At 52.4% G+C, this 15973-nt stretch carries 14 protein-coding genes and 1 riboswitch; of the genes, 9 read left to right on the forward strand and 5 right to left on the reverse strand.

The annotated features are described in order from the left end of the window. The first annotated feature begins 18 nt into the window (after nt 1–18). Together parE and gyrA are read left to right on the forward strand one after the other, a co-directional pair. A complete protein-coding gene (parE, locus tag ACFQ88_RS00875) occupies nt 19–1992 on the forward strand; it encodes a DNA topoisomerase IV subunit B (protein WP_379451320.1) in 1974 nt (657 codons plus the stop codon). Between the two features lie 7 nt (nt 1993–1999). Further along, nucleotides 2000–4435 carry a DNA gyrase subunit A gene (gyrA, locus tag ACFQ88_RS00880; protein ID WP_379451321.1) on the forward strand — a complete coding sequence of 812 codons (2436 nt, stop codon included), beginning with the start codon at nt 2000–2002 and terminating at the stop codon, nt 4433–4435. Here gyrA and ACFQ88_RS00885 read toward each other — a convergent pair. Further along, nucleotides 4432–4599, reverse strand: a complete 168-nt coding sequence (locus ACFQ88_RS00885; RefSeq protein ID WP_239634451.1) for a hypothetical protein — start codon at nt 4597–4599, stop codon at nt 4432–4434. The genes gyrA and ACFQ88_RS00885 overlap by 4 nt on opposite strands. A 252-nt stretch (nt 4600–4851) precedes the next feature. Here ACFQ88_RS00885 and ACFQ88_RS00890 point away from each other — a divergent pair, with 252 nt between their 5' ends. Continuing rightward, complete coding sequence (locus ACFQ88_RS00890; RefSeq protein WP_239634452.1) at nt 4852–5259, forward strand: MarR family winged helix-turn-helix transcriptional regulator; 408 nt, start codon at nt 4852–4854, stop codon at nt 5257–5259. Between the two features lie 38 nt (nt 5260–5297). Beyond that, a riboswitch (ZMP/ZTP riboswitch) is annotated at nt 5298–5377 on the forward strand. Nucleotides 5378–5439: 62 nt separating this feature from the next. Next, nucleotides 5440–6294: a bifunctional 5,10-methylenetetrahydrofolate dehydrogenase/5,10-methenyltetrahydrofolate cyclohydrolase gene (locus tag ACFQ88_RS00895; protein WP_379451322.1), complete on the forward strand. Its 855-nt coding sequence runs from the start codon at nt 5440–5442 to the stop codon at nt 6292–6294. Between the two features lie 166 nt (nt 6295–6460). Here ACFQ88_RS00895 and ACFQ88_RS00900 read toward each other — a convergent pair whose 3' ends face one another. Continuing rightward, the gene (locus tag ACFQ88_RS00900; RefSeq protein ID WP_379451323.1) at nt 6461–6685 is read right to left on the reverse strand and encodes a hypothetical protein; all 225 of its coding nucleotides are present in this window, start codon (nt 6683–6685) and stop codon (nt 6461–6463) included. Nucleotides 6686–6882: 197 nt separating this feature from the next. Here ACFQ88_RS00900 and ACFQ88_RS00905 point away from each other — a divergent pair, with 197 nt between their 5' ends. Continuing rightward, on the forward strand, nt 6883–7611 hold the full coding sequence (locus tag ACFQ88_RS00905) for an ABC transporter ATP-binding protein (RefSeq protein WP_379451324.1): 729 nt from the start codon (nt 6883–6885) through the stop codon (nt 7609–7611). A 35-nt stretch (nt 7612–7646) separates the two neighbouring features. Beyond that, nucleotides 7647–8402, forward strand: a complete 756-nt coding sequence (locus ACFQ88_RS00910; protein WP_379451325.1) for an ABC transporter permease — start codon at nt 7647–7649, stop codon at nt 8400–8402. 122 nt (nt 8403–8524) lie between these two features. Here the strand turns inward: ACFQ88_RS00910 and ACFQ88_RS00915 are convergent, their stop codons facing one another. The 3 genes from ACFQ88_RS00915 to ACFQ88_RS00925 all read right to left on the reverse strand — a co-directional run bounded on the left by ACFQ88_RS00915 (nt 8525) and on the right by ACFQ88_RS00925 (nt 11408). After that, nucleotides 8525–9232 carry an RluA family pseudouridine synthase gene (locus ACFQ88_RS00915; RefSeq protein ID WP_379451326.1) on the reverse strand — a complete coding sequence of 236 codons (708 nt, stop codon included), beginning with the start codon at nt 9230–9232 and terminating at the stop codon, nt 8525–8527. A 3-nt stretch (nt 9233–9235) separates the two neighbouring features. Then, nucleotides 9236–10099 carry a class I SAM-dependent methyltransferase gene (locus ACFQ88_RS00920; RefSeq protein WP_239634458.1) on the reverse strand — a complete coding sequence of 288 codons (864 nt, stop codon included), beginning with the start codon at nt 10097–10099 and terminating at the stop codon, nt 9236–9238. A gap of 181 nt (nt 10100–10280) precedes the next feature. Next, nucleotides 10281–11408, reverse strand: a complete 1128-nt coding sequence (locus ACFQ88_RS00925; RefSeq protein WP_379451327.1) for a peptidylprolyl isomerase — start codon at nt 11406–11408, stop codon at nt 10281–10283. A gap of 256 nt (nt 11409–11664) precedes the next feature. Here ACFQ88_RS00925 and glgB point away from each other — a divergent pair, with 256 nt between their 5' ends. From glgB to glgD, 3 genes are read left to right on the forward strand one after another with little or no spacing between them, the layout of a single operon-like run. Further along, nucleotides 11665–13596 (forward strand): 1,4-alpha-glucan branching protein GlgB, encoded by a 1932-nt coding sequence (glgB, locus tag ACFQ88_RS00930; protein ID WP_379451328.1) that lies wholly within the window; start codon nt 11665–11667, stop codon nt 13594–13596. A 5-nt stretch (nt 13597–13601) separates the two neighbouring features. Beyond that, nucleotides 13602–14765, forward strand: coding sequence for a glucose-1-phosphate adenylyltransferase (locus ACFQ88_RS00935; RefSeq protein ID WP_239634461.1), 1164 nt, complete (start codon nt 13602–13604; stop codon nt 14763–14765). 6 nt (nt 14766–14771) lie between these two features. Then, nucleotides 14772–15881: a glucose-1-phosphate adenylyltransferase subunit GlgD gene (glgD, locus tag ACFQ88_RS00940; protein WP_239634462.1), complete on the forward strand. Its 1110-nt coding sequence runs from the start codon at nt 14772–14774 to the stop codon at nt 15879–15881. Nucleotides 15882–15973 lie beyond the last annotated feature (92 nt).

The raw sequence follows: 15973 nt of genomic DNA on the forward strand, positions 1-15973 counted from the left end.
GGTAAAGGGGGGTCTTCAATGGCTGATCAGGTAGATGTATTTGATGCCGCTGCGACCACGCGTTCGGATTACGACGCTGACGATATACAAGTACTCGAAGGCCTGGTTGCGGTCCGCAAAAGACCGGGCATGTACATAGGAAGCACCAGCACGTCGGGCTTGCACCACTTGGTATGGGAGATTGTGGACAACGCGGTCGACGAGCATTTGGCCAAGTTTTGCAACAAAATCGATGTGACCATTCATAAGGATCAATCGATTACCGTCTATGACAACGGCCGCGGCATACCGACGGGGATGCACAAGATGGGCATCCCTACGCCGCAAGTCGTCTTTACGATATTGCACGCGGGAGGCAAGTTCGGCGGCGGAGGCTACAAGAAGTCCGGGGGACTGCACGGCGTAGGCGCTTCGGTTACGAATGCGCTGTCCGAATGGCTGGAGGTTACGATTTACCGGGACGGCAAAACTCACCGTCAGCGGTTCGAATATGGGGTGGATGATAACGGAGTCGAGCATGTCGGCGAGCCGGTTACAGGGCTTGAAGTCATAGGGAATACGCGTCAGACCGGAACCAAGGTAACGTTCAAGCCGGATAAAAGAGTGTTCCAGGGCGGCATTGCCGTAAACTACGATACGCTGCTGGAGCGCTTACAAGAGATCGCTTTTCTGAACTCCGGTCTCCAGGTGACGATTAAGGACGAGCGGACGGACAAGCAGGAGGTATTCCTCTACGAAGGCGGCGCAAGCCAATTCGTCCGGTTTTTGAACGAGGAGAAGACGGTACTGCATGACGTAATCCATTACACGGCGGAGAAGGACGAGATCGAAGTCGAAGTGGCGCTGCAGTACAACGACGGCTATACCGAAACGATCGTTTCGTTCGTCAACTCGATTCCGACCCGCGGCGGCGGAACGCATGAGACCGGATTTAAGACCGCCTATACGCGGGTAATGAACGATTATGCCCGGAAAACCGGGATTTTGAAGGAAAAGGACAAAAATTTGGACGGCCAGGATTTGCGGGAAGGCATGATGGCCGTCATTAACATCAAAATGGGTGAAGTCGAATTCGTCGGCCAGACGAAGGACCAGCTCGGCAGCGCTTCGGCGCGCAGTGTCGTCGATTCGGTCGTATCGGATAAAATGGCCGTGTTCCTGGAGGAAAACCCGCAGGTCGCCCAAATGATAATGAAGAAGGCGGTCCAATCCGCCAAAGCGAGAGAAGCGGCACGCAAAGCCCGCGAAGAAGTGCGGAGCGGGAAGAAGGGCAGGAGCGAGAGCTCAAACCTGGGCGGCAAGCTGACTCCGGCTCAATCCAAGGATTACTCGCGAAACGAGTTGTTTATCGTTGAGGGAGATTCCGCAGGCGGCTCGGCCAAGCAGGGGCGCGATTCGAAGCACCAGGCTATTTTGCCTTTGAAAGGGAAGCCGATGAATCCCGAGAAGGCGAAGCTGATCGATATTATGAAGAACGACGAGTACAAGGCGATCATTTCCGCCATCGGTGCGGGAGTCGGTCCCGAATTTGACGCGTCCGAAAGCAATTACGCGAAGATTATCATTATGACGGACGCCGATACGGACGGCGCGCATATCCAAGTGCTGCTGCTGACCTTCTTTTACCGCTATATGAAGCCGCTGATCGACTCGGGCAAAGTATATATCGCCCAGCCGCCGCTCTATAAGGTAACGAAGAAAGCCGGCAAAAACAGCTCGATCCGGTATGCCTGGACGGATGAGCAGCTTCAAGCGCTTAACAAGGAGCTGGGTAAGAACGTCGAGCTGCAGCGTTATAAAGGCTTGGGTGAGATGAACCCGGACCAGCTGTGGGAGACGACGATGGATCCGGCTACCCGAACGCTGCTGCAGGTACAGATTGAGGACGCGGCCAAAGCCGAACGGCGTGTATCTACGCTGATGGGGGACAAGGTTGACCCGCGGAAGCGCTGGATTATCGAGAATGTCGACTTCACCGAGTTCGAGGAGTAGATGAAACGTGACGATATTGGAAAGCTTTTTACCTGCATTTCTAGAAGAAGTGGTTGGCGACCGGTTCGGTCGCTACTCCAAATATATTATTCAAGACCGCGCGATTCCCGATGTGCGGGATGGCTTGAAGCCGGTACAGCGGCGTATATTGTACGCCATGTACGATGCCGGCAATACGCCCGATAAGCCATACCGGAAATCGGCCAAAACCGTCGGCGACGTGATGGGTAACTATCACCCGCACGGCGACTCTTCGATTTATGAGGGCATGGTCCGGATGGCGCAGCCGTGGAAGATGGGGCATGTGCTGATCGACGGTCACGGCAACTGGGGCTCGCAGGACGACGATCCTGCAGCCGCGATGCGCTACACCGAAGCCCGCTTATCGGAAATCGCGATGGAGCTGCTGCGCGATATTGAGAAGCGCACCGTGCAGTTTAAAGATAATTTCGATAACACGACGAAGGAGCCGGTAGTGCTGCCTTCCCGTTATCCGAACCTGCTTGTGAACGGAGTAAGCGGGATTTCATCCGGCTTCGCGACGGAAATTCCGACGCATAACCTGCGAGAAGTCATCGACGGCTGTATTGCCTTGATGGAACGGCCCGAGATGGAGCTCGACGAGCTGATGCAGATTATCAAGGGGCCGGACTTCCCTACGGGCGGCATCATTATGGGCTCGGACGGTATTCGGGAAGCGTTCCGTACCGGCAAAGGCCGCATTTATATCCGTGCCCGTACGGAGATTGAGACGGTGCGCGGCGGCGCTCAGCAAATCGTCATTACCGAGATTCCGTATCAGGTTGTCAAAGCGCGGCTTGTTACCGCGATGGAGAACATCCGTCTCGAGAAGAAGATCGAGGGCATTGCCGTTGTCCGTGACGAAAGCGGACGCAACGGGCTTCGAATCGTTGTAGAGCTTAAGAAGGATGCCGACGCCCAAGGCATATTGGCTTATTTGTTCAAGAAGACGGACCTTCAAGTCACCTATAACTTCAACATGGTGGCTATCGTCAACAAGACGCCTCGGCAGCTTGGCGTCAAAGAAATTCTTCAAGCCTATATAGCGCATCAGAAAGAAGTGGTGACCTACCGCTCCCAGTATGAGCTGGACAAGGCGGAGGATCGGGCTCACGTGTTGGAGGGCTTGGCCAAAGCGCTTAACATATTGGACGAAGTCATCGCGGCGATCAAAGCGTCCAAAAATCGCCAGGATGCGCAAAACAACTTGGTTGCACAGTTCGGCTTTACCGAGCGTCAAGCGGACGCCATTCTTACGCTGCAGCTGTACCGGCTGACCAATCTTGAGATTCATTCCATCGAGAAGGAATTGAAGGATGTGCAGAAGACGATCACTTACCTGCGCGGTATTTTGAGCAGCGAGAAGAAGCTGATGGGTGTTATCAAAGATGAAATGTCCGGCATTCGCAGTAAGTACGGAGTGGACCGCCGTTCGGATATTCAGGACGAAGTGGAAGAGCTGAAGGTAAATCTCGAGGTCATGATAACGGCGGAGGACGTCTTCGTCACCTTGTCCAATGAAGGGTACATTAAGCGGACAAGCAAGCTCTCGTTCACCCGTTCGGGCGGCGAGCTGGAGAAGACCGGCCTCAAGGAGGGCGACTACGTCCGATATCTGCTGGAGGTCAATACGCTCGACAACCTGCTGATCTTTACGCAGAAAGGCCAGTACTATCTGCTTCCGGTACATCAGGCTCCCGAGTACAAGTGGAAAGAGAACGGAACGGCGATCGTCAATGTCATTCCGATTCCGAAGGATGACCGTATTGTGAACGTCATTCCGCTTCGCGACTTTGACGATCCGGGCAAATCGCTTGTTTTCGTCAGCAAGCGCGGACAGGTGAAGCGTACTGAGCTGAAGGAATATATGACGAATCGTTCGAACGGTATCGTCGCTTGTAAAGTAGGGGAGAATGACGCGATCATCGATGTGCGCGTGAGTACGAACGACCAGGATATTTTGCTGGTGACGAAGCAGGGGATGGCGATCCGGTTCAGGGAAGATGAGGTTAATCCAATGGGACGAGCAGCCGGCGGCGTTCGCGGCATTCAGCTGAAGGACGACGATGAGGTTGTCAGTGCCGAATGGATTCAAGGTGAGGAAGGAGAGCTTCTCGTCATTTCCGACCTTGGCTATGCTAAGCGCTCTCTCATACTGGATTATCCGGTTCAAGGCCGGGGAGGTAAAGGAATTTTCACGTTCGAGTTCCGGGAAGGCAAACGGGTAAGACCGAACGGCGACGTCCTTATCAAGGCGTATACCGTCAAGGAGGAGCTGCTGCTTACGGCCGTTCTGCAGAGCGGAGAGAGAATGTCCTTCTCGTCCGAAGCTACACCGATCGAGCAGCGCAAATCTACAGGCAGACAAGTCATTTCAGTGCCTAAGACCGATTTGATCGTCGACCTGCTGAAGGTGGATTAATCGTAGCTGTTGTAGTTAGGCTCCATTTTTTCTATTAATTGGATGAACATTTCAAGGACGGCCCACACTGGCATGGAATCATCAAGCCTCTCCAGCCATTGTGGGTCGTTTATTATGCCCTTCTGCAGCGCTTTCTCTCCGATCATCTGCTTCCACGCTTCCATTACCGCATCGCTCCTTCGCATGAATTGACAAGCTCCGCCGATCCTCATGTGCCCATAATGCAATATATGTTGAATGAGGTCTAATGTGCCTGTTTTTTATCGATTAATGTCTTAAAATATTTATAGCGTTAACCTTTAAACCTTGGGCTGTCAGTGGTATAATATTAGTAACAGCACAGATGGTGACGGTACTACCGATCTTGGAGCAAGTGCGGACGAAGGCAATAAAAGTAGATGCAGGAGTGATGAATTGTGGTTACTCACGAATTTGCTAAGCTATGGTGGAAGCTATCCAAAGATTTGCGCAATCATATGGAGACGGAGCTCGCGCCAACGTTGACGGAAGGACAATTGACCGTATTGGAGCTGCTATCGGGACACGAGCGAATGAAGCCTTCCGATTTCATTGAGTTTTTGGCTACGACGCCGGCCGCCATTACAACGTTGCTCGACCGGATGGAGAAGGCGGAGCTGATCACGCGGGAGCGCGATGAGAAGGACCGTCGTATCGTCTGGGTGCAGGTAACGGACAAAGGGAAGACCGAATGCCAGCGCGGAAAAGAGATTCGGGATCATTTCCTGCAAAATTATTTAAGCCGGATTTCCTCCCACAATCAGCAGGTACTGGTATATTTATTGGGGAAAGTTGCGAACGCCTAGTTGATCTTGATTGAAAATAGCGTTATGATATACGTACATAAGCTATGTGTAACTGGCGGAACATGGGTAACCATGAGGGAGCACATAGAAACATTAGCCGTACGCCTGGGCAAAGGTAAGGGATCGTATCCCTTGCCTTTTTGCGTTTTTACATTACTCAAGCCGAGAGGATGGATGGTTATGGAAACTAATAGCATGATTTTGGATGGCGCGAGTGTAGCAAGCGAAATCAAAGAGGAGCTGAAGGAGCGAATCGCCCGGTTGACGGACAAGGGGATAACTCCGTGCTTGGCTACGGTGCTGGTAGGCGATGATCCTGCCTCTGAAACGTACGTCCGAATGAAAGGCAACGCCTGCAGACGGCTTGGCATGGAATCCAAACGGATTCAGATGAGCGGGGAAACAACCACCGAGCAGCTGCTCGCAGTAATAAGGGAGCTCAATGCAGATCCGACCGTGCACGGCATATTGCTTCAGCATCCCGTACCGCATCACATTGACGAGCGGGCGGCTTTTGAGGCTATTGCTATCGAGAAGGATGTGGACGGGGTCACAACGCTGGGCTTCGCCCAGACCGCTTTCGGTTTCGGTCTGTATCCATCGTGTACGCCAGCGGCAATACTGGCTATCTTGGATGCGTATCAGCTGCCGTTGGAAGGAAAGCATGCCGTCGTCATCGGAAGAAGCCCTATTCTAGGCAAGCCCGTATCTCTTATGCTGCTTAACCGGAACGCGACGGTGACGATATGCCATTCCAAAACGAACGGCTTGGCTGATATCGTCAAGCAGGCGGACATCGTTGTGGCTGCCGTCGGCAAGCCGAAATTCGTTCAGGGCGATTGGATCAAACCGGGCGCGGTCGTCATGGATGCCGGGTATAATCCGGGTAACGTCGGGGATGTCGACTATGACGCTTGTCTTGGCAGGGCGAGCGCCATAACACCGGTCCCTGCAGGAGTCGGTCCTGTGACGATTGCCACGCTGCTCAAACATACAGTGGATGCGGCAGAGAGAGCAAGCGCGTGTGCCGTATAACTCCTTGCCAAGCAACACTCAAGCCTTCGTGCGGTCGTTCGGATCCGGGCAAAGGCTTGGGTGTTTTTTCTGTTGTGGGAGATACGTCATGAACTGAATCTTGTTCGGCTGCCGCTATCGCTGGGCGGTTCGGTCGGCTCGATGGCCATTCGGCTCCCAAAGAAGCTCAGCTCCCGGGCACACCATGAACCAGGCTGCGTAACCGTTCAATCTCCCTATCTTTTTCGGTTATGGATTGGAGAAGCCGTTCCACTTTAGATTCCGCTTCCACCGCGCGTTCCACGGCCTCTAGCCAGGCTGCCTGCGCTTTCAGGGGATATTCGCTGCCGGGGTTCCATTTGACTCTTAAACACAACAAATCCTCTATCAAGTTTCTCTTATCATTAGCCATCGCTTGTTCCTCCTAAGCTTGGGAAGTCTTCTGACGAATCGTCGGATTATTATATCATTACCCTATCCGCCGCAGTTTGAGTCGTATTCAACTTCTCATGCACCAAGTGTTGGAAATGCGCTATAATAGACAAGTCGTCAAACGGACGCAAGGGTGCGGACACTATTGAACAGAGGGAATCGGGATGTGAACGATACATGTTACTGGAAATTCGGAAGCTGGAGAAAAAGATTCGCCAACAGGAGGAGCAGCGCCTATTATTTGCCGATGTTAACGCTCAAATCATGGAGCCTTCCATCGTAGCTCTGTTAGGCTTGTCCGGACAAGGGAAAAGCACGCTGCTGCGAATTATCGGCATGCTGGATGCAGCCGACGAGGGGACGGTATGGTTCAAGGAGAGGAGCCAGCAGCAGTGGACGCCCCAGGAGTGGAGGAAGCAGGTTTGCTATGTGGCCCAGCACGCCGTCATGCTCCCCGGCAGCGTAGAGGATAATTTGCGGGCGGTAAGCCAGCTTCATCGGCAGCCATTCGAGGAAGCCTTGGCTCACAAGCTGCTCCAAGACGTAGGACTTGGCAGCATGAATTGGGGCAAGCGTGCATCCGACCTGTCCGGAGGAGAGAAGCAGCGCGTGGCGCTCGTTCGCTCACTGCTTCTCAGGCCGGAGCTGCTGCTGCTGGACGAGATCACGGCATCCCTGGATTTGCACAGCAAGCAGGCTGTAGAACAGACGCTGCTTGCGTGGCATCGGAACGAAGGGACCGCTATGATTTGGGTGACTCACGATCTGGAGCAAGCGCGTCACACCAGTGACCGGGTATGGTTTATGGCTGAGCATACGCTGATGGAGAACAGCGAAACGAGTATTTTCTTCAACCAGCCGGTGACGGAGGCGGCCAGGCAGTTCATTCCGCGGGACGATGAATAACCGTCGGGGTACGGAACAGGAAGGAAGAGAGCGGCATGTCCAATACGGCACTAATATTGACTCTGCTATTTATTGCGATTACTATCCTTATATCCATGTGGCAAAAGCTTGGCCTCAGCAAGGAGATTGCGATAGGCACGGTACGTTCCGCCGTTCAGCTGCTGTTGATAGGCTATGTTTTGCAATTTGTGTTTAACGCGCGAAATCCTGTTTTTCTTCTTCTTATTTTATGCTCCATGATTGCCGTAGCCTCATGGAATGCAGGGAGCAGAGGGAAGGGGCTTCAGGGCATCCGCTGGAGAATCGCCATCGCCATTACGATCACCGAAGCGTCGACTATGGCACTGCTGCTTGGGCTGCGGATCATCGAAACGACGCCTCAATATATTATCCCAATGAGCGGGATTACCATAGGGAGCGCCATGATCGTTTCCGGGCTGTTCATTAACCAAATGATACGGGAGGTGGACGCCTCCAAAGGAGAGATCGAGGCGCTGCTGTCGCTTGGAGCGACGACGCGTCAAGCGATTCATGAGCCATTGAAGCGCTCGGTCAAAGCGAGCATGATTCCTACCATCGATGGAATGAAGACGGTAGGACTCGTACAGCTGCCCGGCATGATGACCGGGATGATCGTGGCGGGCGCGAACCCGGTTGAAGCGGTCCGATACCAGATCCTCATTATGTTTGCGCTGGTGTCGTCGGCTGCGCTGACAAGCATTGTGCTGAGCTTGATCAGCTATCGGCTGTGGTTTACGGAGGGTGACAGGCTGAAGCCGATGAGCTCGTGAATAATTTGGAGCCTTTTGCCGCTATTCGTCGAAATGGATTGTCGAATTGAAAAAGCCTAACGAAGCCGAAAAGGCTGTCGTTAGGCTTTTTTTCCGCTATGGGGCTGCGGAGCATAGTTTTCTCATTGCAGCTGCATTCGTTCGGCCCACAGAAACCACGGGTAAGCTTTAGGCGGCTTGGAGCTGAAGCGAAGCGTTTCTTTCGTCGTAGGATGCTCGAAGCTGAGCTCCGTTGACCAAAGGGCGATCTGCTGTCCCGGCTTGGTCAAATGTGCTCCGTACCGCTGATCCCCTACGAGCGGACAGCCGATAGCGGCGAACTGCACGCGGATTTGATGCGGTCTGCCTGTATGCAGCTCGACTTGTACTAGCGAGAGCCCTTCTTGATGATCGAGCACCTGGTAATCAAGAACGGCATCTTTAGCGCCGGGTTTGTTCGGCGGTACGACCGAAACCATATTCGTCTTCGGATCCTTGAGCAAGTAGTGGGTCAAGGTGCCCTGCGGCTGCTTCGGCTTGCCGTTGATCACCGCCGTATAAACCTTGCGGATGGACCGGGTACGAACCGCATCGGACAGCCGGGAAGCGGCCTTCGACGTTTTGGCGAATACCATCACGCCGCCTACCGGACGGTCCAGGCGGTGGACGAGCCCCAAATACACGTTGCCCGGCTTGTGATGCCGGTGCTTCAGGTCCTGCTTTATCATCGTAAGCAGATCGGGATCGTGGGAGTTGTCCTCCTGCGTCGGAACATTGACCGGCTTGACGACGACGATGATATGATTGTCCTCATACAGCACGGGAACGGAAGGAAGAGAGGCCGGCGCCATCGGCTACGCCTCCCAACGACCCAAAATGCCGCATGGCAGCATCAGCTTGGATGCGGTGATCGGCAAGCCGATCTCTCCGCAAGTAATTTGACCGCCGTAGGATCTGCCCATCGACATGGCCAAAATATTTTTCAATACCGTAGCGGAAATTCCCGTCGTATACGAGTTGATCAGCATGAACAAAGGCCTGTCCGACATGATCTGCATGCAGGACTCCACGAACGGATACAGATTCGTCTCGAGCTTCCACGTCTCTCCGTTCGGGCCCCGGCCGTAGGAAGGAGGGTCCATGATGATAGCGTCGTACTTGCTTCCGCGACGCTGCTCGCGCTGGACGAACTTGAATACGTCGTCCGTGATGAAGCGAACGGGACGATCTCCGAGACCCGACAGCTGCAGGTTATCCTTGGCCCATTGAACGACCCCTTTGGATGCGTCAACGTGGCATACTTCCGCTCCGGCATAGGCGCAAGCGACGCTTGCCCCGCCGGTATAGGCGAACAGGTTCAGCACCTTGATCTTGCGGCCTGAGCCTTGAATTTTGTCGATCATCCATCTCCAGTTGGCGGCTTGCTCAGGAAACAGACCGGTATGCTTGAAGCTGGTAGGCTTAATGTGGAACGACAGCTTGTCGTACGAAATCGTCCAACGCTCCGGAATTTCCTTCTTGTACTCCCACTGGCCGCCGCCGCTGGAGCTTCTATGATAGTGAGCGTCGGCGCCCCGCCATTGGCCTGTCTCTTTAGGCAGCGGCCAAATGATCTGCGGGTCCGGCCGGCGGAGCACAATGTTGCCCCAGCGCTCCAGTTTTTCTCCATCCCCTGTATCGATTAATTCGTAATCCTTCCAATCGTGTGCAGCAAACATGAATTCGGGTACCTTCTTTCTGTCAATATACATCTACCACATTTTACACTAATTGCACGTGCAATGCCATGACGAAGAGACCGGAGGGAGACCGCCGGTCTTTCTTACCAATATAAGCAATGGATTCGGATTGATTCCCAAGCCAAGGCTTTACTTTGCAGGAGTTCTTAAGCGCAAGCCGTTATTTCGGTATTTCCACGATTTGCAGGAGGGAAGGCAGCTCGCTATTCATAAACTGCTGGTAATGAGAGTCCATGATGGTCTCCGCCAGCTGGGTATCGTTAAATTGCGCATAGGGGATGAAATCCCGCGCTTCCACGCGCATAATATGGGTGCCGTATTCCGTCTCAATCGGATCGCTGGCGGTATTCAGCGCAAGCGTATGGGCGGCCTTCTTGAACGCTTCCACCCAACGGGTTATCGGCTCATCCTTATATAGGCCTCCGTTATCCTTCGAGCCCATATCCTCCGAATACTGCTTCGCCAGCACTGCGAAATCTTCGCCGTTCCGAAGCTTGTCCTGCACTTCTTTCACGATTTGGGCCACGGCTTCCTTGGTGCGCGGTTTTTTATCTTTATCCGTGTTCATAATGAGAATATGGCGGACCGAAGCCTTCACGACACTCTCATCATTAGCGGCAACCATTTTATCGTAAGCGGCTCTAAGTCCGGCTTCGTCAGTAAACGACTGCAGCCACTTGTCGAGAATAACTCCATCGCGAACATACAGTCGGATATCTTCCTCGGTAACGCCGTGCTTGCTCATCTCTTCGGCGTTCGATTGCAGGAAGTTAGCGGCTCCTTTCATTTGCGCATCCACCGCGGAAGGAATCGCCGCCTTCGCTTCTTCGCTTAGCTTGTCGAGCAGGATTTGCGAGCCGGCAATGCGGTTAATAACACTTTGCTTGTAGGCGTCGGTTTGCTCTGCGCTTTTTTGCTGCGGATCGGCCATTTGGATGATGGCCAAATATGTTTCATAATCGCCACGGGTCACTTGGCCCCCCGGGTAAGTAGCGATAACCGCGCTTCTGTCGATTTTTCTCCCGATCCATGCAGTCTGGGTATCGCCGTCCCACTGAACCTCCTTGCCAAGCGCTTCGCTCACAAACCGGAGAGGAACATACGTGGTGCCGTTGTAAATAAAGCCTTGTCCTTGATCTTCGGCCGGTTTTTTCTCAAAACCGTCAAACATATATTTGATGTTCTGAAAATATACTTCAATCTGGGTTCCGCTCGCATAGGCAACCGTTCCTGTCAGCAGCGTGCCTAGCGATAGTCCAAGCAGCAATCCTTTTACCTTGTCGTTCATGTGACTTTCTTCATCCTTTCCAAGCTCATGTACTTGCAACTGTTGCGTCGAGTATGTCGATGTCAGTTGTCAAAGTTGTGATATGGTCTTCTACAAGTTATTCTAAGTGGATTAGGAATCTCCTGCCTGGAATGGAAAAAGAGGTCGAATTTAGAATTACAAAACAATTTAAAATTTGCGGAAAGGAATTTGCTGCCCGATGTAGTATTTGATTTATAGAGGCCGCAAAATTGAACAATAAGGGGATGGATGACCTATGATGAGCGTAATCCCCGGTCCGGAAGATCTTTACCTGTTCCATGAGGGAAATTTATTCCGAAGCTACCGGGTGTTGGGAGCGCATTTTACGGAACATGAAGGAACCCTTGGCGTTCGGTTTACCGTCTGGGCGCCGCACGCTCGCGAAGTACGGCTTATAGGGGATTTCAACTTCTGGAACGGAAGCCAGCATGTACTTCGCAAAATCAGCACTTGGGGTGTATGGAGCTTGTTCGTTCCCGACGTCAAGGAAGGCGAGTATTACAAGTACGAAATCGTCACATCCCACGGGACGCTGGTATGGAAGGCAGATCCGTATGCTTTCTATTCCGAGCTGAAGCCTGGAACGGCATCGCGAGTCTATTCGCTGGAAGGCTATGAGTGGCAGGACCAGGCTTGGCAGGAGCAGGCCGCAAGGCAGACGCCTTACGACAAGCCGATGAATATTTACGAGGTTCATGCCGGAACATGGAAGAAGAAGACGGGGGACGAATACTACACCTATCGGGAGCTGGCCGATGAGCTGGTCGATTATGTAGTCCATATGGGGTATACCCATATCGAGCTCATGCCCTTGGCAGAGCATCCGTACGACCGTTCCTGGGGCTATCAGGCTACGGGTTACTACTCGGTGACGAGCCGCTTCGGAACGCCCAAAGATTTCATGTATTTCGTCGACCGGTGCCATCAGAACGGCATTGGCGTCATTATGGACTGGGTCCCGGGTCACTTCGTCAAGGACGATCACGGCCTGCGCCATTTCGACGGACAACCGCTCTTTGAGTATAATGATCCGGCGCAGGCGGAGAAGGAGCAGTGGGGTACGCTGTCGTTCGATTTCTCGAAGCCCGAGGTCGTCAGCTTCCTTATTTCCAACGCGTTGTTCTGGATGGATATGTTCCATATCGACGGCTTGCGAGTGGATGCCGTTGCCAGCTTGCTGTATTTGAATTTCGGCAAGCCGCGAGAGAAATGGGTCAAGAATGCGCGTGGAGGGGACGAGAATCTCGAGGCCATCGAATTTTTGAAAAAGCTGAACGTCACGGTATTCTCCAACTACCCGCATGCACTGATGATGGCGGAGGATTCCAGCGACTGGCCGCTTGTCACCGCACCGGTTCATGACGGAGGTCTCGGTTTTAACTACAAATGGAACATGGGTTGGATGAACGATATGCTGCGCTATATGGAAACCGATCCTTACTTCCGCAAAGGCCGGCATAATCTGCTTACGTTCTCGTTCATGTACACCTACTCCGAAAATTACGTACTGCCGTTATCTCACGACGAGGTCGTGCACGGCAAAAAATCGCTTCTTAACAAAATGCCGGGTGACTACTGGCAAAAATTCGCCAATCTTAGAGTGCTCTACGGCTATATGATGGGCCATCCAGGGAAAAAGCTGCTGTTCATGGGCGGCGAATTCGGGCAATTCGACGAATGGAAGGATCTTGAAGATCTGGATTGGGAGATGCTTGGCTATGACAGTCACCGGGGAATGCACCAATACGTCCACGATTTAAACCGCCTTTATTTACAGGAAAAGTCACTCTGGGAGCTTGATCACCGGCCGGAAGGCTTCACCTGGATTGATCCGCACGACCGCAACCAGAGCATCGTATCTTTTATCAGACAATCGAACGACCCTAAGGATTTTCTTATTATCGTATGCAACTTCACCCCGGTAACCCATGCAAAATACCGGATTGGCGTGCCGTTTGCGGGTGAATATTCGGAGTTATTTAACAGCGATACTCCTGTGTATGGAGGCTCGGGACAACTGAATACAGGAAAGCTGAAGACGGAAAACGTTACATGGCATTTTCAACCGTGCAGCCTGCATATTACGATTCCTCCGTTAGCAACCGTCGTATTGAAGCCTGTCAAGATCCGACGTAAAGCAACTACTGGAAAAAGAGAAAGGGGATAGGTTCGATGCGCAAAAAAGAATGTGTAGCGATGCTGCTCGCAGGGGGTGAAGGGCGGCGTTTGGGGGTATTGACCAATAAGCTGGCGAAGCCGGCGGTACATTTTGGCGGCAAATACCGGATTATCGATTTTACGCTCAGCAATTGCACGAATTCGGGGATAGACACGGTGGGTGTGCTGACTCAATATCAGCCTCTGGTGCTTAATACATACATAGGCATTGGGACGCCATGGGATCTTGACCGGAAGAACGGGGGAGTGACCGTGCTTCCGCCTTATATGGAGCAGCAGGGAGGAGATTGGTACAAAGGGACCGCGAACGCGATTTACCGTAATATTTCCTTCATTGAACAGTTCGATCCCGAGTACGTACTCGTTATTTCCGGCGACCATATTTACAAGATGGACTATGATCTCATGCTGGATTTTCATAAAAAGAAGGGCGCGGACGCGACCATTGCCGTGATCGAAGTGAAGTGGGAGGAAGCCAGCCGCTTCGGGATCATGAGCACGGACGATAGCGAACGAATTACCGAATTTGCGGAAAAGCCGAAGGAGCCGAAGAGCAATCTGGCCTCCATGGGCATTTACATATTTAACTGGCAAGTGCTGAAGGCGTACTTGACCAAGGATGAAAGCAACGAGGAGTCGAGCAAGGACTTCGGAAAAGACGTCATTCCGCTCATGCTCCGGGAAAATTTGAAAATGTATGCCTACCCGTTCGAAGGGTACTGGAAGGATGTCGGCACGATCGAGAGCTTGTGGGAAGCCAACATGGACCTGCTGGAAAATGAACCTCAGTTCAACTTAAACGATCGGGAATGGAGAATTTACTCCGTGAATCCGTGCCAGCCAGGGCAGTATGTAGCGCCGACAGCACAAATACGCCGTTCATTGGTTAATGAAGGATGCTGCGTATTTGGTGAAGTGGATCATTCCGTTTTATTCTACGGCGTACAGGTAGGCGAGGGAAGCTTCATTAAAGATTCCGTCATCATGCCGAATGTGCGTATCGGGAACAACGTCAAAATATATAAAGCGATTATCGGTGAAAACACGGTTGTGGAAGACGGCTGCGTCATCGGAGATCCGGAGGACCAGTCCCACATCGTCTTGATAGGCGGCAACGAAAACATCAGTGTGGCGACGATGGCCAACGTGAAAGGGTGAGCTCGTATGAAGCGAATGATGGGCGTTATCAATCTGGTGAATGAGCCGGATGAATTGGAAGAATTGACCTATTCCCGATGCGTGGCCTCGGTTCCGTTCGGAGCGAGATACCGGCTGATCGATTTTACGCTGTCCAACATGGTCAACTCGGGAATCGAGAATGTTGCCGTGTTTACCCAGCACAAGTACCGATCGCTGATGGACCATCTCGGCTCCGGCAAGGAATGGGATTTGGACCGCAAGCGCGGAGGACTGTTTATTTTGCCCGCCATTCTGCACGAAACAACCGGCATGGCCCGCGGCGATTTGTTCCAATTCTACAGCCACCGCGATTACTTCTATCGCGCCCGCGAAGATTATGTCGTCATTTCCCGCAGTCACATCGTCTGCAACATCGACTTGAATGAGGTTCTGGATTACCATCTGGAGAAAAATGCGGATATCACCGTCGTCTACAAGCGTGCCGATGAAGAGGAATTCGCCAAGTTCCGCCGATTGGCCGTCAAGGAAGACGGGCAAGTTACGGTCATGGAGGACCACTCGGGACGGCTGCGCAACGACAACATTTCGATGGAAATTTTCGTCATGCACAAAGAGCTGCTGCTGGATATGGTCGAATCGTGCCTCGCGCAGGGCTATGATCACCTCGTTCGCGACGGCATCATGAAGAATATCGACAAGCTCAGCGTGTACGGTTATTTGCATGACGGTCACACCGGCATTGTGAATACGATTCAAAGCTACTATAAGCACAGCATGCAAATGCTGAACCCGAAAGTTTGGCGGGAGCTGTTTTTCCAAAAGAACCTTATTTATACCAAGGTAAAAGATGAGCCGCCGGCGAAATACGCCGACAACGCGCATGCCCGTAATTCATTGATTGCCAACGGCTGCGTGATCGAAGGCAAAGTGGAGAACAGCATCTTGTTCCGCGGTGTCAAAATACGCAAAGGCGCCTATGTAAAAAATTGCATCATTCTGCAAAACTGCGAAATTGAAGAAAACGTCATTATTGAAAATGCCATCCTGGATAAGGACGTATTCATCAGCAGAGGCCGGGTGCTTACCGGTGACAAACAAGCACCATTTATCGCTTCCAAAACCAAAGTAATCTAATAGGAAATCAGCTTGTTGGGGGATTTCTCCCAACAAGCATAAAAATGAGGGTTCAAAAAGTAGGGTCGAAGGTGAACGGAAGATTCGATGTC

Source organism: Paenibacillus sp. NPDC056579 (genome assembly GCF_042793215.1).
GTDB lineage: Bacteria > Bacillota > Bacilli > Paenibacillales > NBRC-103111 > Paenibacillus_S.